Origin of the sequence: Pseudomonas sp. Pseusp16 (assembly GCF_047324915.1) — a bacterium.
GTDB classification, from domain to species: Bacteria; Pseudomonadota; Gammaproteobacteria; order Pseudomonadales; family Pseudomonadaceae; genus Aquipseudomonas; species Aquipseudomonas fluorescens_CD.
Window position 1 is genome coordinate 2,379,918 of record NZ_CP168522.1, and the last position, 18,775, is coordinate 2,398,692.

16 protein-coding genes are annotated in these 18,775 nt (G+C 61.4%); 8 read left to right on the forward strand and 8 right to left on the reverse strand.

What is annotated here, in order from left to right; genetic code table 11:
- Positions 1-166 precede the first annotated feature (166 nt).
- Positions 167-808 (forward strand): type 1 glutamine amidotransferase, encoded by a 642-nt coding sequence (locus tag ACEN8Q_RS10645; RefSeq protein WP_413705139.1) that lies wholly within the window; start codon positions 167-169, stop codon positions 806-808.
- Between the two features lie 17 nt (positions 809-825).
- Here the strand turns inward: ACEN8Q_RS10645 and ACEN8Q_RS10650 are convergent, their stop codons facing one another.
- On the reverse strand, positions 826-1,260 hold the full coding sequence (locus tag ACEN8Q_RS10650) for a rhodanese-like domain-containing protein (protein ID WP_413428050.1): 435 nt from the start codon (positions 1,258-1,260) through the stop codon (positions 826-828).
- 101 nt (positions 1,261-1,361) lie between these two features.
- On the opposite strand from ACEN8Q_RS10650, the gene ftrA reads away from it, so the two are divergent.
- Entirely contained in the window at positions 1,362-2,336 is a 975-nt protein-coding gene (gene ftrA, locus ACEN8Q_RS10655; protein ID WP_413705140.1) for a transcriptional regulator FtrA, read from the forward strand.
- A gap of 108 nt (positions 2,337-2,444) precedes the next feature.
- Here ftrA and cobF read toward each other — a convergent pair whose 3' ends face one another.
- Both cobF and ACEN8Q_RS10665 read right to left on the reverse strand, forming a co-directional pair.
- Complete coding sequence (gene cobF / locus ACEN8Q_RS10660) at positions 2,445-3,200, reverse strand: precorrin-6A synthase (deacetylating) (protein WP_413705490.1); 756 nt, start codon at positions 3,198-3,200, stop codon at positions 2,445-2,447.
- On the reverse strand, positions 3,200-3,772 hold the full coding sequence (locus tag ACEN8Q_RS10665) for a histidine phosphatase family protein (RefSeq protein WP_413428048.1): 573 nt from the start codon (positions 3,770-3,772) through the stop codon (positions 3,200-3,202). The genes cobF and ACEN8Q_RS10665 overlap by 1 nt, the downstream gene beginning before the upstream one ends.
- Before the next feature lie 565 nt (positions 3,773-4,337).
- Here ACEN8Q_RS10665 and ACEN8Q_RS10670 point away from each other — a divergent pair.
- The 3 genes from ACEN8Q_RS10670 (at position 4,338) to ACEN8Q_RS10680 (ending at position 7,456) form a co-directional block, all read left to right on the forward strand.
- A complete protein-coding gene (locus ACEN8Q_RS10670; protein WP_413428047.1) occupies positions 4,338-5,354 on the forward strand; it encodes an arginine N-succinyltransferase in 1,017 nt (338 codons plus the stop codon).
- A 55-nt stretch (positions 5,355-5,409) separates the two neighbouring features.
- Positions 5,410-6,444 carry an arginine N-succinyltransferase gene (gene astA, locus ACEN8Q_RS10675; RefSeq protein ID WP_413428046.1) on the forward strand — a complete coding sequence of 345 codons (1,035 nt, stop codon included), beginning with the start codon at positions 5,410-5,412 and terminating at the stop codon, positions 6,442-6,444.
- A 142-nt stretch (positions 6,445-6,586) separates the two neighbouring features.
- Positions 6,587-7,456, forward strand: coding sequence for an isocitrate lyase/PEP mutase family protein (locus ACEN8Q_RS10680; protein ID WP_413428045.1), 870 nt, complete (start codon positions 6,587-6,589; stop codon positions 7,454-7,456).
- Between the two features lie 212 nt (positions 7,457-7,668).
- Here ACEN8Q_RS10680 and ACEN8Q_RS10685 read toward each other — a convergent pair whose 3' ends face one another.
- Positions 7,669-8,742 carry a diguanylate cyclase gene (locus ACEN8Q_RS10685; protein WP_413705141.1) on the reverse strand — a complete coding sequence of 358 codons (1,074 nt, stop codon included), beginning with the start codon at positions 8,740-8,742 and terminating at the stop codon, positions 7,669-7,671.
- Positions 8,743-8,941: 199 nt separating this feature from the next.
- Here ACEN8Q_RS10685 and ACEN8Q_RS10690 point away from each other — a divergent pair, with 199 nt between their 5' ends.
- The 3 genes from ACEN8Q_RS10690 to ACEN8Q_RS10700 all read left to right on the forward strand — a co-directional run bounded on the left by ACEN8Q_RS10690 (position 8,942) and on the right by ACEN8Q_RS10700 (position 13,155).
- Positions 8,942-10,396 carry a flavin-containing monooxygenase gene (locus ACEN8Q_RS10690; protein ID WP_413428043.1) on the forward strand — a complete coding sequence of 485 codons (1,455 nt, stop codon included), beginning with the start codon at positions 8,942-8,944 and terminating at the stop codon, positions 10,394-10,396.
- Positions 10,397-10,418: 22 nt separating this feature from the next.
- Complete coding sequence (locus ACEN8Q_RS10695) at positions 10,419-11,375, forward strand: alpha/beta fold hydrolase (RefSeq protein ID WP_413705491.1); 957 nt, start codon at positions 10,419-10,421, stop codon at positions 11,373-11,375.
- Positions 11,376-11,748: 373 nt separating this feature from the next.
- Entirely contained in the window at positions 11,749-13,155 is a 1,407-nt protein-coding gene (locus ACEN8Q_RS10700) for a VOC family protein (RefSeq protein WP_413705142.1), read from the forward strand.
- A gap of 366 nt (positions 13,156-13,521) precedes the next feature.
- On the opposite strand, the gene ACEN8Q_RS10705 is transcribed toward ACEN8Q_RS10700, so the two are convergent.
- From ACEN8Q_RS10705 to ACEN8Q_RS10720, 4 genes are all read right to left on the reverse strand, one after another.
- Positions 13,522-14,100, reverse strand: coding sequence for a hypothetical protein (locus tag ACEN8Q_RS10705; RefSeq protein ID WP_413428041.1), 579 nt, complete (start codon positions 14,098-14,100; stop codon positions 13,522-13,524).
- Between the two features lie 130 nt (positions 14,101-14,230).
- The gene (locus tag ACEN8Q_RS10710) at positions 14,231-15,304 is read right to left on the reverse strand and encodes a lipocalin-like domain-containing protein (protein ID WP_413705143.1); all 1,074 of its coding nucleotides are present in this window, start codon (positions 15,302-15,304) and stop codon (positions 14,231-14,233) included.
- Positions 15,294-17,765 (reverse strand): ABC transporter permease, encoded by a 2,472-nt coding sequence (locus tag ACEN8Q_RS10715; protein ID WP_413705144.1) that lies wholly within the window; start codon positions 17,763-17,765, stop codon positions 15,294-15,296. Before ACEN8Q_RS10715 ends, ACEN8Q_RS10710 begins: the two co-directional genes overlap by 11 nt.
- A gap of 1 nt (position 17,766) precedes the next feature.
- Positions 17,767-18,435 carry an ABC transporter ATP-binding protein gene (locus ACEN8Q_RS10720; protein WP_413705145.1) on the reverse strand — a complete coding sequence of 223 codons (669 nt, stop codon included), beginning with the start codon at positions 18,433-18,435 and terminating at the stop codon, positions 17,767-17,769.
- Positions 18,436-18,775: the final 340 nt, after the last annotated feature.

Sequence of the window (18,775 nt, forward strand, 5' to 3'; positions counted from 1 at the left end):
GGTATTGAGGTTAAGCCTCAATGACAGTGAAATGTCTGTCAGACATATCGCGTTTTCAGCCCGGACCCTGAGGTTTTTCGGCCTATTCCAATGAAATGAACCGACTGGCGATACCCGATGTTTTACGGCACATTGAGCCCCCTTGCGTCCCATCGAGAGTAGCGCGATGCCCACGTTGAACCTGATCCAGCACCACCCCGCCGAAGGTCCGGGTGCCATTGCCTTTTGGGCCGAGTCCCGGGGGCTGACGCTGAAGGTGTTTCGCGCCGACCTCGGTGAGTTGCCGGCCGTCAGCGCCGATCCGGTGATCCTGTTGGGCGGGCCTTACGAATCCAATGCCGGTCCGGCCTGGCTGGAGGCCGAACGGCAATGGCTCAAAGGCAGTCTGGATCTGGGTGGGGCCGTGTTCGCCATATGCCTGGGGGCTCAGTTGCTGGCATTGAGTCTGGGCGGCAATGTACGGCGGATGGAGCACAGCGAAACCGGATGGACCACGGTGAGATTTATCGATGGGCAAACGCTGAAGGTACTGGAGTGGCACGAAGACGCCATCAACCTGCCGCCTGCCGCGCAACTGCTGGCCAGCAGCGAACACTGTGTGCAACAGATGTACCGCGCCGGGCCAACGCTGCTGGGGTTGCAGTTTCATCCAGAGTGGAACGCCGAGTCGGTGGCCATGCTCAATGCGCATTTTGGCGATGAGTCGCCGTTGCCCCGAGGGCCGCAGGACGCTGCTGCCTACGCCGATGTGTTGGCGTGGTTGCAGGTAACTCTGGATGAGTGGTGGGCGGCCTCCAAGTCACACTGATCAATGGCGTTTGAAGATCAGCATTCGCAACCGATCGCAGCATTCGCCGGCCGTGGCACCTCGACACTCAACTCAAACCCTTCATCCAGCCATCCGGTCACGCCGCCGATCATCTCCTTGACCGGATAACCCAGGGCCGCCAGTTTCACTGCTGCCTTGTTGGCACCGTTGCAATGAGGCCCGGCGCAATAGACCACAAACAGGCTGTTTTTCGGATAAGCCGCCAAGCCTTCGGCGCTCAGCAAGCGCCCGGGAATGTTGATCGCTCCCGGCACATGTCCGCGTTCGAACGCCAGTGGGCCACGAACATCCACCAGAACGAAATCGACTTCACCGCCCTGCTGGCTGGCGTGGACGTCGGAACAATCGGTTTCGAACGTCAGACGGTTGCTGAAGTGCATCAGGGCGATGGCCGATGGGGCGGCGGGAATTTCGCGAACCAGGCTGGTCATGGGCTGTACTCCAAAGTAGCGGTGGGTGTGGGAAGACTTTATCCGTCCGTCACTTGCGGCTACAGTGGCGCACAAGACACTCACCGGGAACTTTCCGCCAAATGCACCCTACCCCTGGAATGGTGGCGATTCTGGTCTACGACGGCCTCTGCACGTTCGAGTTCGGCATTGCCGTGGAGATCTTCGGCCTGCCCCGACCTGAATTCGATTTTCCGTGGTACGAGCATCGTATCGTCGCTGTCGATCAAGGCCCGATGCGGGCCATGGGCGGCATCCAGGTACTGGCCGATGGCGGCATGGAATTGCTCGCCGATGCCCGCACCATCATCATTCCCGGCTGGCGCGACCGTAGCGCCGCGGTGCCTGCGCAGTTGATCGCCGCCCTGCGCCAGGCCCATGCGCGGGGGGCGCGGTTGCTGTCGATCTGCTCCGGTGTTTTCGTCCTCGCCGCCACCGGGTTGCTCGACGGGCGCGGCGCGACCACGCACTGGCGCTACACCTCGGAACTGGCCGAGCGGTTTCCCGGCATCCTGGTGGACCCGGACGTGCTGTATGTCGATTCCGGCCAATTGATCACTTCCGCCGGCAGCGCGGCGGGCATCGATGCCTGCCTGCATCTGGTGGCACGGGATTTCGGCACGCAGGTGGCCAATTCCGTGGCCCGGCGCCTGGTCATGTCGCCGCAACGCAGCGGTGGCCAGGCACAATTCATTCCGACGCCTGTCAGCCCCACACCGCGCAGCGATCTTTCCCGCGTCATGCAATGGGCACGTGAGCGTTTGCACGAACCGCTGGAGGTGCGCGACCTGGCCTGCGAAGCTGCAATGAGCGAACGCACGTTCCTGCGCCGCTTCAGCGAAGCCAGTGGGCAGTCGCCGAAAACCTGGTTGCAGCATGAACGTTTGGGCCGAGCCCGCGAACTGCTGGAAAGCAGCGACCAGAACACCGAGCAGATTGCCGAGCGTTGTGGTTATCGCTCGGTGGAAAGCTTCCGGGTGGCGTTTCGCACGGTGGTCGGCGTGCCGCCGTCGGTGTATCGGGAGCGGTTTGGGCGTGGGGGTAATGCTGCTTCTTGAGGTGTTCTCGAGGACCTCTTCGCGAGCAAGCCCGCTCCCACTGGGAAATGCATTTCAAATGTGGGAGCGGGCTTGCTCGCGAAGACGTCGGTCTGGCTACCACAAACCTCAGGGTTTTCGCAGCAGATAGGTATCCATGATCCAGCCATTGGCCAGCCGCGCGGCCTTGCGCACCCGTTCGATTTCATCCGCCACATCCTTGAGCTTGCCACTGATCAGGATTTCATCTGGCGTCCCCAGGTACGCCCCCCAGTAAATCTCGGTGTCCTGATCCACCACCTGACAGTAAGCATCCTGAGCATCGAGCATCACCACCAGGCTGTCGGCATCGCTCACCTGCCCTGCCGCCAGGCGCCGGCCCGTGGTGATTTCAACGGAGCGGCCAATCTGGTTGAGCGGCACCCTGTGCTGTGCCGCCAACGCCTGGACGCTGGTAATGCCGGGGACCACCTCGAACTCGAACGTGCAGGCAGCGGAAGCCTGGATGGCCTGCAGGATGCGAATGGTGCTGTCGTACAACGCAGGGTCGCCCCACACCAGAAAACCACCACACTGGCCATCGGACACTTCTTCATTGATCAGCCGTTCGAAGGTCTGCTGCCTGGCCAGGTTCAAGTCGTCGACACTGGTCTTGTAGTCCACCTCACCGCGCTCGCGCTCAGGGCTGTGGGCTTCGACAAAACGGTAATCGTGGTCGGTGATGTAGCGTTCGCAGATTTCGCGCCGCAGATCGATGAGTTTGTCCTTGCTCTGGCCCTTGTCCATGAGAAAAAAAACATCGACCCGATTCAGCGCCTTCACCGCTTGCATCGTGATGTAGTCGGGATTGCCGGCACCGATGCCGATGACCAGGAGTTTTTTCATCATGGCAGCTCCTCGGCATCAGTGCCCGGCAAGCGCAGGCGCCAGCGACCATGAAACCTCAACTCGAGCGCCGACAGGGGCTCGACGTCGATCAGGCTGGACGATCCACCCTGCAACACCTGCGTCAGCGCGGCGCGGATGACAAAGGGATGTGTAATGGCAACGATGTGCCCTGGCGTCGACTGCAACGCTGTCAACCAGGCGCCCACTCGCTCGCCCAGTTGCACCAGCGACTCGCCACCGTGGGGTGCTGAAGCGGGATCCCCCAGCCAATGCTGGAGCGCCTCCGGGTCGTTTTTTTGCAGGTCGCCGATGCGCTCACCGCCCCAGCGCCCGAAATCGCAGTCCTTCAACGCATCGACAATCTGCGGCGCACTGCCGAACAGTTCAGCGGTTTGCCGGGTGCGCAATTCCGGGCCGCAGACAAGACGCGCGGCGCCCTTGAACTGATTGCAACGGGAAAGCCTGAACGCGTGCCAATCCATCTCCAGAGGCTCGTCCAATGGAAAGCGCGCCAATTTCTGGGCGACGGTTCGAGCGTGACAAATCAGGGTTAAACGGGTTGCCTGCACCGGCAATCACTCCATGGATGGAAAGGAACGACGGCGTCAGGTGAGCGCCATTGCGCAATTGTGCCGCAAGAAAGCACGCCTTGGGGGGGTGTTTAATATTCCTGCATGAAACGGATTCGTTCAGTCAAATCCTGCCAGGTTTTCTGTGATGGCTGACTGCAATAGAGGCAATCACCTACAAGACTTTACGAGATCGCTGTAGTCCCTTGGTATAGGCACTTCGCCGCTTTTTCGGGCACGGCCAGACCCTGCGAAAATTAACTAGACAGGCAGTGCGCGATAATTAAATACTCCTTTCAACGGACTGTTAAAACATGAGCCACACTCATCCAGCAGGAGCCCGGATGCCCTTTCTCGAACCCCCGATCAACGCGCCTGGCCAGGTATCGCATCCGGCCGAAGCGCCCGATCCTTGTTTAACTCGGCCCCTCTCAAGAACATCTGACAAGAATAACAGTGGCGCCTGACTACGTTCAGACGACCACCGATTTGATGTGTGGAAAAACCGACAGTGATAGTCAGGTTCGGCTCAAACCGCCGAATCGTTTGATACAGGAGTGTCTCCATGCTGGTCTTGCGTCCAGTCGAGTTGGCCGACCTGCCCCAGTTGCAGAAGCTGGCTCGTGAAAGCCTCGTAGGCGTCACATCCCTGCCCGACGATAGCGAACGATTACGCGGAAAAATCCTTGATTCCTGTGCCTCGTTCGAGAAGGACATCGAGGGTCATGGCCCGGAAAACTATTTCTTCGTGCTCGAAGACCTGACCACGCAACACCTGGTCGGCTGCTCGGAAATCCTCGCCACGGCCGGGTACAACGAGCCGTTCTACAGCCTGCGCAACCGACACTTCACCAGTGCCTCCAGGGAACTGAACATTGAGCACGGCGTACCGGCCCTGTCGTTGTGTCACGACCTCAGTGGCCACACCTTGTTGCGGGGTTTCCATATCGATGCCGCGCGGGTACGCACCGCGCACTCCGAGCTGCTGTCGCGGGCGCGCCTGTTGTTCATCGCCGCCCACGCCCGGCGTTTTTCCGAAACGGTGATCACCGAGATCGTGGGCTACAGCAGTGATGAAGGCCACTCGCCATTTTGGGATGCCGTAGGCAAGCATTTCTTCGACTTGCCCTACGTCGAGGCCGAACGGCTTTGCGGCCTGCAGAGCCGCACGTTTCTCGCCGAACTGATGCCACACTATCCGATTTACGTGCCAATGCTGCCCCAGGCGGCACAGGACTGCATCGGCAGCATCCATCCCGATGGCCAGGAAGCCTTCGATATCCTCGAACGTGAAGGTTTCGAAACCAACAGCTACATCGATCTGTTCGATGGAGGCCCCACGCTGTTTGCGCGCACGTCGGGTATTCGTTCCATCGCCCACAGCCAGCGCGGCGTCACGCTGCCTGGGCCGGTGATCGATGCTCGTGGCCGCTTTCTGGTGAGCAACGAATCCTTGAAGGACTATCGGGCCATCGTCGCCGATCTTGATTACACCGCCGGGCAACCCGTGACACTGGATGCGGCCATGTGTGAGGCGCTGAAGGTGACCGAGGGCAGCCCGATCAGGCTGATCGCCCTGTGAATACCCGCCAGGGTCAACGCCAACGCCCGAGCACACGCGAACAAGGAACAGCCGCATGATTGTCCGTCCGGTCCAGATCACCGACCTGCCCGCCGTACTCATACTGGTGCGTCAGGCGGCTCCGGGGCTGACCAGCCTGCCGGCCGACGAAGAACGCCTGGCCCATCGGATCCGCTGGGCCCAACGTACTTTCGCCGGGCAGGTCGATCGGGCCGATGCCGATTATCTGTTCGTGCTCGAGGACGACGAGCAGCAAGTGGTGGGCGTCAGCGCCCTGAAAGGTGGGGTCGGCCTGCGCGAGCCCTGGTACAACTACCGGGTCGGACTGACGGTCAGTACTTCACCGGACCTGGGTATCCAGCGCCAGATCCCGACCCTGTTCCTGAGCAATGAATTGACTGGGCAATCGGAAGTCTGCTCGTTGTACCTGCGCCCCGATCAGCGCCAGGGAAGCAACGGTCGCTTGCTGTCGCTCGGGCGTTTGTTGTTTGTGGCCGAATTTACCCAGCTGTTTGGCGACCGGCTCATCGCCGAATTACGCGGAAGTGCCGACGAACGAGGTGGCTCACCGTTTTGGGACAGCCTCGGCCGGCACTTTTTCAAGATGGATTTCAGTCATGCCGACCACTTGTCCGGGCTGGGCAACAAATCGTTCATCGCCGAACTGATGCCACGCCAGCCGCTGTACACCTGCCTGCTCACCGAACAGGCCCAAGCGGTGATCGGCAAGGCCCACCCGAATACCGCGCCGGCCCTGAAAATCCTCAGCGCCGAAGGCTTTGCCCATAAGGGCCACATCGATATCTTCGACGGCGGACCGGTCATTGAAGCCCCGGTTTCCGCGATCCGCACCGTGCGCGACAGCCAACCGCTGTCTCTGGTCATCGGCTCGCCAGACGATAAAGCGCCGATCTGGCTGATTCACAATCGCCGCCTGGAAAACTGTCGCATTACCTGCGCCACGGCCCTACAGGCGGGCAACAGCCTGGTGGTTGATCGCCTGACCGCCAAGCGCTTGCAACTGCAACCCGGTGACTCGGTGCGCGCCGTGCCGTTGCTTGACCAACGGCAACAGACCGTGGCGGCGTGACTCATCAGGTTCATCGTTGCAACGTCAATCTGCCGAACCCGGCAAATTCGTCATCATTCTCCCCCTACGCGCGTGATAGCCTTTTATTTCTTCGGCGTTGACACTTTTGCTCAAGCCCTTCCATTCCATTGGTGGAACTCATATGTCCAGGCTTTCCCATCAAGATTTGCGCCGCAATTTTCGCCAACTGCTCGCCTCCGACACCTGCTACCACACAGCCTCGGTTTTCGACCCGATGTCGGCCCGTATCGCCGCCGACCTGGGCTTCGAAGTCGGGATCCTCGGTGGTTCGGTTGCCTCGTTGCAAGTGCTGGGCGCCCCTGACTTTGCCCTGATCACCCTCAGCGAGTTCGCAGAACAGGCCACCCGTATCGGCCGCGTCGCCCAGTTGCCGGTGATTGCCGACGCCGACCACGGCTACGGCAACGCGCTCAACGTCATGCGCACCATCGTCGAACTCGAGCGTGCCGGCGTCGCCGCGCTGACCATCGAAGACACCCTGCTGCCCGCGCAGTTCGGCCGCAAATCCACCGACCTGATCACGGTCGCCGAAGGCGTCGGCAAGATCCGTGCGGCACTGGAAGCCCGCTGCGATAAGGAAATGGCGATCATCGCCCGTACCCACGCGGGGATCCTGCCGGTTCAGGAAATCATCAGCCGCACACGCCAATACCAGCGCGCCGGGGCCGACGGCATCTGCATGGTGGGTGTAAAGGACTTCGACCATCTGGAGCAGATCGCCGAGCACCTGAGCGTGCCGCTGATGCTGGTGACCTACGGCAACCCGCTGCTACGCGATGACAAGCGCCTGGCCGAACTGGGTGTGCGCGTAACCATCGACGGCCATGGCGCGTACTTCGCCGCGATCAAGGCGACCTACGACAGCCTGCGCGAGCAACGCCAGATCCTCACCCAGACATCGGACCTGAGCGCGACCGAGCTGACGCACACCTACACGCAACCGGAGGAATACATCCGCTACGCGGAGGAGTTCATGAGCGTGAAGGAATGACGCTTTAAACCGACACGCCGCCTTCGTCGGATCGCCGCCCGGAGCAAGCCCGCTCCCACAGTGGGCTTGCGGTGAGCAGATCATTTGGGTCCACCCGCGATCATTTGTGGGAGCGGGCTTGCTCGCGAAGAGGCCATCACAGCCAACACCCACGCTGCCTGACACACCGCCTTCGCGGGCAAGCCCGCTCCCACAGGTTTTGCGGTGAGCGGTCACGCCGAGTCGAGCAGTTCGCGATAGGGTTTCCCGTCACCGCAACAGATCACCCGGTTACGCCCGGTGGTCTTGGCTTCGTATAGCGCATGATCGGCGTCGTTGAGCCAAAGCGTCGCGTCGCAATGGGCCGGATTGAATGACGCCAGGCCAATGCTCAGGCTGACTTTCAGCGCCGGGCTCTGCTCGTACCCCAAGGTGGCGAAGCGATCACGCAGGGCATCCATGACGGCGGCGGCGCGGTTCAGGGGCAGGTCCGGAAGGATCACGCAGAACTCGTCACCGCCGTAGCGCCCTGCCACATCGGTCGCCCGCAGGTTCTGCTTGAGCATTTTGCTCAATTGGCGCAAGACGATATCGCCGGCAACATGGCCGCAGGTGTCGTTGATGGCCTTGAAATGGTCGATGTCGATCAGGGCAATCGCCCCGCCTTTTTGCTGGTGTTTGCAACGCTGGAACTCGACTTCCAGCTGGTCCTTCCAGGCGCCATGGTTCAGCAGGCCGGTCAGGCTGTCGGTGCGGCTCAGTGCCAGCAGCTCACGTTTTTGACGGCCAAGGGTATGGGCCTGACGAAAGCAGATCCAGCCCAGCGCCAGCGGATACAGGCACAGCAACGGCAAACAGGCATAGAGCTGCACCGGGCTGGTGGCAGGAATGAACGCCGGGGCGAAAATCTGCAGGCCGACACAGATGCCCAGTACTTGCGCGGCCGTCCCGGCCAGCAGGAAGCGCAAGCCGCCGATGGCCACGTTGTTCATGGCCATCATGGAAATGGTGGTCGCGCTGGGCAGTGGATTGAATTGCATCGCGGCAATCCAGAAGCCACCGAGAAAGGCATCGATCAGCAGGTTGCGGTGTTCGGCATGATAGGGCGTCCTGGCCCGGCGCGCCCATTGGTATGCCAGGTGCGGCCAGACCAGGCCATTGAACCACATGAAACCCCAGACCCAAGGCGCTGGATCGAGTGGATACATCGCCGCGCTCACGCACACCAATCCCAGGGCCAACCCCAGGATTCGCGATGTATAGAGCCTCCTGGCTAATGAAACCCCCCTTCCTCCCGTTTTTGCCATAGGGCCTCTGTACCACTCGACGGAATGCGATAACAGCCTGTGCCTCTGCTCTGGAGTCTATCAGGGTGAGATTAAATAGCCATCACCGGCTTGCGGGCTGAATATCGCTGCATCACGCTCGCATAAAAGCAAAAGCCTCGTCTCCAGAAACGGCTATACATGAAAGAAGGGATTGATCAATGACCATAAGAGGAGGCCCATGCAGACCTTTCAAGTATTGATCATCGGCAGCGGTTTTGGTGGCCAATGTGCCGCAATCAATTTGCTCAAGGCCGGCATCGACGATTTCCGCCTGCTGGAGCGACGGGACTTCTTCGGTGGCACCTGGTGCCAGAACACCTACCCCGGCGCGGCAGTCGACGTGCCCTCGCCGCTGTACTCCTTGTCTTTCGCCCCGTATCAATGGACGCAAATGTTCGCCGGACAGGCCGAACTGCATCGCTACACCCGCCATGTGGTGGAACACTTCGGCCTGCGGGACAAAGTGGAACTGGACGCCAATGTCGTGCGCATCGAATGGGACGAGGCCAACAGGCGCTGGACGGTGTTCACCGCGGGCAAAGGCACGTTTTGCGCGCAGTTCCTGATCAACGCGACCGGGCCGCTGAGTCAACCGGTGGTGCCGCACTTCGACGGACAGGAGCGCTTTCGGGGCAAGACTTTCCACACCAACAACTGGGATCACACCTGCGACTACCGGCAAAAACGCGTGGCCATCGTCGGCAGCGGTGCCAGTGCGGCCCAGGTCATTCCAGCGATTGCCCCGGACGTCGGGCACTTGCATGTATTCCAGCGCACGCCTCACTGGGTACTGCCTCGGGCTGACCGCAGCTTCGGCCGCTTGCAGCGCTGGCTGCTGGGGCTCAAGCCCGCCTACAAGCTGCTGCGCTGGGGAATCTACTGGCAATTCGAAACCCGGGTGATCGCCTTCAAGTATTCGAAGCCGGCGGTGCACATGGTCCAGCGCCAGGCCCTGCGCTTTCTCAAACGCCAGGTACCGGACGCCGAACTGCGGCGCAAACTGACGCCGGACTACACCATCGGCTGCAAACGGGTGATCCTGTCCAGCACGCTGTACCCGGCACTGGCCCGCCGCAACGTGACGCTGCACAGCCGCGAGCAAGGCATCGCGTCCATCGACGAAACAGGCATCGTTAGCCTCGATGGCCACCACATCGACCTGGACCTGATCGTCTGGTCCACCGGCTACGACGCCACCGACGGGGTGATTTCCTACCCGGTAACGGGCAAAAACGGTACCCGTCTGCAAGAGGTCTGGGCGCAATACCCGCGGGCCTACCTCGGCACCGCCCTGCCCGACTTCCCCAATCTGTTCATCGTCACCGGGCCGAACACCGGCATCGGCCACACCTCGGCGCTGTTCATCATCGAATCCCAGATGAACTACATCCTCGATTGCATTCGCACCTTGAAGACTCGAGGTTTACGCAGCATCGAAGTTCGCCATGAGGCGGAACGTACCTACACTGAAATGATCCACCGGGAAATGGAACGTACCGTGTGGAAGTCCGGTGGTTGCCACAGTTGGTACCAAAGCAAGAGCGGTCATGTGATTGCCATGTTTCCGGGGTTCAGCTTCAGTTTTCATCGCTTGACCCGAGCGCTGAAACCCGCCGATCACATTTTGTCCTGAGCAGATAGAAGGGAGACGCATGATGCTTTTGTTATTCGTCGTTCTCGCAGTTTTCGTCGCCTGGAGCTGGCTGACCTACCCGGCCATCGGCTACTGGCTCTACGACTTGAACATGGCGGCCGAGGCCAAGCTGTACCGGTTGCACAAAATCGTCGTGCCCATCCCCGAGATGACCGTCTCGACCTGGCAAGGCGGGCCATACGAAGCCACCAGCAATGTGCTGATGCTCCATGGCTTCAGCGCCGACAAGAACCTCTGGCTGCGTTTCGCCCGGCACTTTGTCGGCAGCCATCGGGTGATCATCCCGGACATCGCCGGCCATGGCGAAACCGGATTCAAGGCCGGCGGCGGCTACGACATCCCGCTGCAGGCCAAGCGCATGATCCAGCTGCTGGACGTGTGCGGGGTCGAGAAAGTGCATGTCATCGGCAACTCCATGGGCGGCTACATGGCCGCGTGGCTCGCGGCCAACTACCCGGAGCGCATTGTGTCCGTGGCCCTGATCGACCCGGCCGGCGTCACCTCGCCCGAGCCCAGTGACCTCGAGCGGCATCTGGCCAAGGGCCACAACCCGTTTCTGATTCATTCGCGGGAAGAATTCCGGCGTTTCTACGCCATGACCATGGCTTCGCCACCCTGGGTACCGAAGCTGGTGCTCGATGCCGTCGCCCAGCGTTATGAACAGTCCCGCGAGGAGCTGGAAGAAATCTTCCGGGAGTTCCGTGCCAGCCCGCCGATGGAACCGCACCTGTCCGACATCAGCGCCCCGGCGCTGTTGCTGTGGGGGCGCAAGGACCGGCTGATCGATGTCAGCAGCGTAGCGGTCTGGAGCAAGGGCATCGTCGACTTGCGCGTGCATATCTGGGACGCCATCGGGCACATGCCCATGGTGGAAGCCCCCACCGGTTCGGCGCGTCTGTATCGCGAGTTTTTGGCATCGCTGCGCTCGGAGAGCCCACAGGATCAACGACAGCATTAGGGGGCGTTCTCAATTAGTTTCCCCACCGCGCCGGGTCTGCTGTTGTGCAGGGCAAGGCGCGAGAAGCGCAGTTTGGTCATTCCAAATCAGCTTCGAGCAACACAGCCCTGCACAACAGCAGGCCCGGCCCTTCGGGTTGTGCCTTAAAGCTGGCCATGCTGCGTTGCAGGCCTTGGAAAGGGAACAACCATTCCCAGCGGCCTACGCCTTGCCTGGCCAGCTTTAAGGCGACAACGCGGTGGGGAAACTAATTGAGAACGCCCCCTTGCAGTCCTTTGCAGAATGAAGTTCGTCAGAAACTTCGTTTGTCGGCGTCGCTGAAGGCTGCGATCTTTCGTCCATCCTTTACGTCACCGCGCCAGGAATCCTGTTCATGAATCACCCGAACTTCGTCAGCCCTGACCTGATCCGCCAACGCTTCTCCAAAGCGATGTCCGACATGTACCGCGAGGAAGTGCCGTTGTACGGCGCGTTGATGGAACTGGTGGAACAGACCAACCGTCACGCGCTGGAAAGCGACCCGCAACTCCTGCAGCAGCTCACGAGTACCGGCGAAATCGAGCGCCTGGACCTGGAGCGACATGGGGCGATCCGTGTCGGTACGGCCGATGAACTGGCGACCCTCGCCCGCCTGTTCGCGGTGATGGGCATGCAACCGGTGGGTTACTACGACCTGACACCGGCCGGCGTGCCGGTACATTCCACGGCGTTTCGCGCGGTGCACGAAGCGTCGTTGCAGGTCAGCCCGTTCCGGGTGTTCACCTCGCTTCTGCGCCTGGAATTGATCGAAGACCTGGAACTGCGTGCGTTTGCCCAGTCGATGCTCGACCAGCGCTCGATCTTCACCCCCACGGCCCTCACGCTCATCGAGCGTGCCGAAACCCGGGGTGGCCTGACCGAACAGGAAGCCCTGGAGTTCGTCGAACAGGCCCTGGAAACCTTTCGCTGGCACCACAGCGCCACTGTCACCGCCGAGCAGTATCAAAAGCTCAGCGCCCAGCATCGGCTGATCGCCGACGTGGTGGCGTTCAAGGGACCGCACATCAATCACCTGACACCACGGACCCTGGACATTGACATCGTCCAGGCGCAAATGCCGGTCCATGGCATCACCCCCAAAGCGGTGATCGAAGGCCCGCCCCGCCGCCAGTGCCCGATCCTGCTGCGCCAGACCAGTTTCAAGGCCCTCGACGAACCGATTGCCTTCACCGATCAAAACGAGGCTCGCGGCAGTCACAGCGCCCGCTTCGGCGAGATCGAACAGCGCGGTGCCGCCCTCACGCCCAAGGGCCGCGCACTGTACGACCGCTTGCTCAATGCCGCACGGGACGAACTCAAGGACTTCCCCAGCGAAGCCAACGCCGCGCGCTACAACGCCCTGATGGCGCAGCATTTCAACGAGTTCCCCGACACCTGGGAAGGCATGCGCCAACAGGACCTGGCTTACTTCCGCTACTTCGTGACGGAAAAAGGCCTGGCGGCAGGCGACCTGAAAAACGCCGCCCTGGAAGACCTGCTCAGCGGCGGTTACCTGCGGGTTGAACCGCTGGTGTACGAAGATTTCCTGCCGGTCAGCGCGGCGGGGATTTTCCAGTCAAACCTGGGGGACGCGGCGCAGGCCCGCTACGGTGTGCACTCCAATCAGCAGGCGTTCGAAAAGGCCCTGGGCCGGCCGACGATCGATGAACTGGGGCTGTATGCCCAGAGCCAGCAGCGTTCGATCGAACAGTGTTTCGCCGCGTTGGCCGATGTTGTTCAAGTCAATAAAAAACAGGACTGAACGACATTTCACAACTGTGTAAAAACAGGACTCGGCAAAAAAAACGGGCGACCTGCAGGACGCCCGTTTTTTTATATCCGAAACTTTCAATACAGCATACAAAGGGTTCGCCCAGTGCACTGGCCTCGGCAATCCATGCACTGGTAAAGAGCCCTGCACTGGGCGAACGGAAAGCATTTTAGTAGAAGTAGCTAAATATGTCCGTGTGCTGAACATGAAATTTATCGACACCATATTTAATTAGATGTCGATTTAAATCCAATCCAGCACAGAACAACGAACTCACCAGTTCGACCAATAGAGTTGATTATTCCTATACAAAACCCGCACAAAAACAATCAACCCGTTTAGAGCCAATATTCAATTTCAGTGCTTGCTGGTCACCGTCAATATATCGGTGTAAACCACGTTCACGCTTTGCCCGACTTTCAGGTCCTTGAGTTTGGCCTGAACTTCAGGTCGCTTGACGTCAACCGTCTTGGACTTGCCTTCCGGGTTTTCGAAGGTCACCTGGTTTTTCTTCAGGTCAATATGGGTGATTTTCAGCTGCACTTTCACCTGACGGTAAGCTTCGCCGCCGGGGTTGGCGCTACCGGGTGCTGCGCGCACTTCGCCACTGGCTTCGGCGGTGCCTGGCAGGCCTTTGTCGACGTCAGTGTCGAGGTAGGCTGCAACGGCGCTGGTGACCTTGATATCGACGGTATCGCCGACCTTGAGGTTTTTGAGGTTTTTCGCCTTTTCGGTCAATTGCACCGGGAACTCATTACCCTGCGGGCCTTTAAGGACCACGGAATGGTTCGCGGTATCTACGGAAACGACTTTGGTGGAAACCTTATCAACCACCACGACTTCGGACAACGGGATATCGGCGGCTACCGCGGCAAAACTGGCGGTCGACAGCAAAGTAGCGAGGGTGATGGCTTTGGTCAGTACGTGGCGTTTCATAGGCAGAACGTTCCCTGTGATAGATGGCAACAGACGACGTTGAAACAGGCTCAACGCCATGTGTGCGATGAGCATAGACGCTGTTTAGCGAGTGGTCGCGGCGGGCCGCTGACTTTCGTGGCGCAGGGTACTAATACCCGGTCATTTCCAGATATCCGTTCCCGGCATGGCTGCCACTGAGACGTATCGGGCCTTCCCAGTAAGGAATGCGCAAATCCATCCAGGCCTGGGGATTGAGCGCGGTGATGGCGATATCAAGGTGTCTGGCGGGGATCTTGATCAACCAGCGCACGGGCATTTCGCGCCCGGCCACGCGGGCGGTGTCTTGCGGCGTCAGGCTGATGTCGCTGGCGTGGAGCAATTGTGTCTGGCCCCGGGCGTCGATCCAGGTGCCGGTGAGGTAAGGCGCGCCATCCTTTTGCCGCATGCGATACAGCATCACCTGCTCGCCGCTGTCCAGGTGCAGGGAGAACCAGTCCCAGCCGCTCTGGTTGGCCGTCAGGGGCTGGCTGCTCCATTCGCGGTCGAGCCAGGCCGGGCCGCTGACCTGATAGGTTTGGCCATCGATGTCCAGGGTGCCGCTGGCTTGGAAAAACGGCTGGCTGTAGTAATAGGAGGCTTGGCCCTGTTCGGATTTCTGGCTGAAGCCCTGGTCCCCCTGAAGCACCAGCGGACCTGTCGAGGTCAACCGCAAGCGGTAGCTGAAACGCTGGTCGCGAGCGCTGAGCAGCAGGTCGGCCAACGGATTGTCGGCAGTCGCCTGACTGCGCAATTGCCAGTCGTCGATCCATGCATTGAACGGCGCGACGCTGACACCGGCCTGGCCGACGCCGCCACGGGCATAACGCTCAGCCGCGTGATGCGCCGTCGCCGACGTCACCGCCGCGTGACCGAGCCAGATTGTTTGATTCTGCCAACCTGTCAGTTCGGGGGCGGCTTTCAAGGCACTGCGGAACAACGTCCATTGTGCGCCGAACTCATGCCCCTGATCGTCCTTGAGGTTGGCCGTGATGTACCACCATTCGATGCGAAAGCCGTCGTGCGGGCCGTGATCCGCCGGGAAGCTGAACACCCGACCGGGCACCACCGGGGTGAACGCAGCAGCCTGGTTGCCCAGCCCGGCAAAACCCTTTTCTGCCGGTGCCGGTTGATCGCAACCGCTCGCCAGCAGCGCCAGGAGCAACACGCCGAGCTTAATCTTCATGGGCAAACGTCCGCAGCAGATCCGCTGGTTGCGTGCGGTACAAACGGTACAACGGCCAGGCCGAGGCCAGTAACGTCGCCACCAGCGCCAGCCCCATCAACTGCAGCAGTTGCCATGGAAACACCCGCAGCGGCAGGCGCCAGCCAAAGGCCTGCACGTTGATCACCGTGTCCAGGCACCACGCCAGGGCGATGCCCAACGGCAACGCCAGCACCAGGGTCAGCAGCGCCAGCAACCATGTCTGCCCGAGGTTGAGCAACATCAGATGCCGACGTGTCACGCCCAGCGCCCACAGCGGCGCCAGTTGCCCGAGACGACTCTGGCTTTGAGTCAACAGACTGATGAACAACGCCACCCCGGCCACACACAGCGTCAGGCTGTTGAGCGCGGCGGTGGCGGCGAAGGTGCGTTCGAAGACTTGCGTGGACCAGCCCTTGAGCCGCGCCTGATCGACGATACGGCTGTCGTCCAGGGTAAAACGCGCCTGCAACGCCGTGACGAACGCCGGGATCGACGCCGGATCGATGCGCAGGTTGAAGCGGTTCGGAGTCAGTTGCGGCCAGCCGCGCAACAGGTGGCCGATATTCACCAGAATGTGGCCCTTGGGATTGCCATAGTCGGCGTAGATCCCGACGACTCGTGGCGACCACGAGCCCAGGGGCGTCGGCAGCGTCAGGTGATCGCCCAGTCGCACGTGCAGGCGCCGGGCCAGTTGTTCGCTGAGCATCACCGCATCGTCCTTGGCCAGTCGCTCCCAAGGGTCATCGCCCAAGGCTTCGAGCAGTGGCCAGTGCTGGCGATAGGTCAGGTGGTCGATGATCCCGGACAGGTCCGTCGGCCAACCCTGCAACTGGATCGACACCTGCCAGTTGGGCAGCACCGCCGCCAGTTGCGGCTGCTGGTTGAGCCAGCTGTGCAGCTCCCGGGCCTGGGCCGGGTTCTGTGGGTTGAGGTAAAGCTCGGCCGTCAGCCGTTGTTCGAGCCAGTCGCTGAAGGTCTGGCGAAACCCGGCAGTCATGCTGCCGGCCCCGATATTCGCCGCCATGGCCAACAGCAGTGCCATCAATGCCAGGCTCAGCGCCGGTAATTGCTGGCGGCAATCGGCGACAAACCATTGGCCAAGCACCGAGCGACTGCGCTGCGAGCCGAAATTGAGCAGCGAACTGAGCACCACCGGCAGTGCCAGTGCGGCGCCGATCAACAGCGCCGCCATCAAGACGAAGCCACTGACCAGGCTGTCGCCGAAGATCAGCGCCAGCAGCGCAATCACCCCGGCCATTGCCGCCACCGCGCCCTGGCGCAGCAACCAGCGGGCATGGGCCTGATGCCAGGCCTGCGGGTCGGCCAGCGCCAACAAGGGCAAACGCGCTGCCCGCAGCAGACTGTTGACCCCGGCCAGCATCGCGCCGATCAAGCTCAGGCCGATACCGCTGAACCACCATGCCAGGCTGAGGCTCAACTGCCCCGCCACTTCGGCACCGTACAAGCCGCGCAGGCTGGCGGCGACATCCGGCAACAGCATGCCGGCCAGCAGGTAGCCGCTGACCACCCCGGCCACACCGCCGATCAGGGCCAATCCGCCCAGTTCGACGGTGAGGCAAGCGATCAGCATCCGCGCACTCACACCGCAGGCACGCAAGGTCCGGAGCAAGCTTCGCCGCTGCTCCAGTGCCAACCCGATGGCCGCGTGCACGATGAACAGACCGACCACGAACGACAGTACCCCCAGGGCATCGAGGTTCAGGTGAAAGCTTTCGGTGAGGCGCGTCAGGTTGTTTTCTTCACCGGCGCTCTTGAGTTGCAACTGTCCCTTGAACGCTTCCGGCAGCGGCGCGGTGAAACCCTTCGGTAACAGCAGTCGCGACAGTTGATCCGGCAACCCCAGAATCTGCTGGGCAAAACCGATGTCCATCAGCAGCACACCAGGCGCCATATCGGCCTGCACATGCAGCGGCGGCAGTGCCACGCCAGCCAGGTTCAAGGGCCGGTCACCTTCGCGCAAACCCAGTGCCTGCAAAGTCTGTGACGAGATCCAGGTACTGCCCGGCGGGCTGAAAAAGCCGACAACCTGCTCAATCGCCAAGGCCTGCCCGGCCACCGCCGCGCCGGCCGGCAGCGACACCGGCTCGATGCCCATCAGCTGCAAGCGCTGTTCTTCGTGCCCCTTGAGGGTGACCCGCCCTTGCAGCACCGGTGACACGGGCCACCCCGCCTGGCGCAGATCGATAAACCATTGCTGAGGGAAGGAGCCGCCACCGGGCGCACCGAGGCTGGCCTGAGGTTCGCCGCCGATCAACTGACTGGCGCGGGCATAGCTGTCGCGGGCCTGGCTGTTGAGTGCCTGGACGCCGGTCAACAGACTGGTGGCCAGCCACAACCCGGTCAGCACACTGAAAAACTGCACCGGGTGCTGCCGCCAGTGGCTGAGTAGTGCGCGCAGGGTTTCGCCAAAGATGCGCATGTCAGCGCTCGCCCGCACTGGCCAGGCGACCACCGCACAGCAAGGCTTTTTCCGCCAGCCGCGCCGCCACGCCGGGACTGTGGGTGACCATCAACAGGCTGGTGGGGCTGTCGTCGAGCAATTCCAGAAGCAACTGCAACACCTCGGCGCCGGTGGTTTCATCGAGGCTGCCGGTGGGCTCGTCGGCCAGCAGCAATGGCGGGCGTGACGCCAGCGCCCGGCCCAGTGCGACCCGTTGCTGCTGACCGCCGGACAGTTGCTCCGGGTAGCGCCGCAGCAACTCGCCCAAGCCCAGGCGCCGCACCAGATGCGCTTGCCAGCGTGAGTCATGGCGTCCCGCCAGTCGCGCCTGAATCGCCAGGTTGTCTTCGACCCGCAGGCTGCCGATCAGGTTGAATTGCTGGAACACCAGGCCGATTTCCGTACGGCGCCAGTTCGCCAGTTGCCCTTCATTCATCTGCTCCAGACGATGCTCGCCACTGCGGATGCTGCCGCGATCGACCTTGTCCAGCCCGGCGATCAAGTGCAGCAAGGTGCTTTTGCCACTGCCCGACTCGCCCATCAGCGCCAAGCTGCTGCCGGGCCCGAGCGTGAGGTCGACGCCTTGCAGCACCGGCAGCGGCCCTTGCGGTGTGGCGTAGCTTTTGAAAACGCCGTGGACTTCAAGCATGGGGCAACCTGTTGGATATGCTTGGCCCAAGGATAGCGGCCCGCAATGGTATTTGTCCGGTGACGCTCATCGCCCCGCTCGGCCCCAAGTAACCAAGGGCTCTTGCCCCTGACGTTCGGCCTCTCGAGGGGGCAAGAAGATCAAAAGCAAAAGCCAAACCAAGGCGGCCTGACAGCCGACCTGATCGCAACTGAACGCGTTCCCTCTGTAGGAGCGAGCTTGCTCGCGAAAAACGCCAGGACACCGCAGGCATTCAGGCAGCCCGCGTCATCGTTGACGTCCATCGCGAGCAAGCTCGCTCCTACAAGGCCGAGCGTTAGCTCGCCTGCCGCTCTTGATC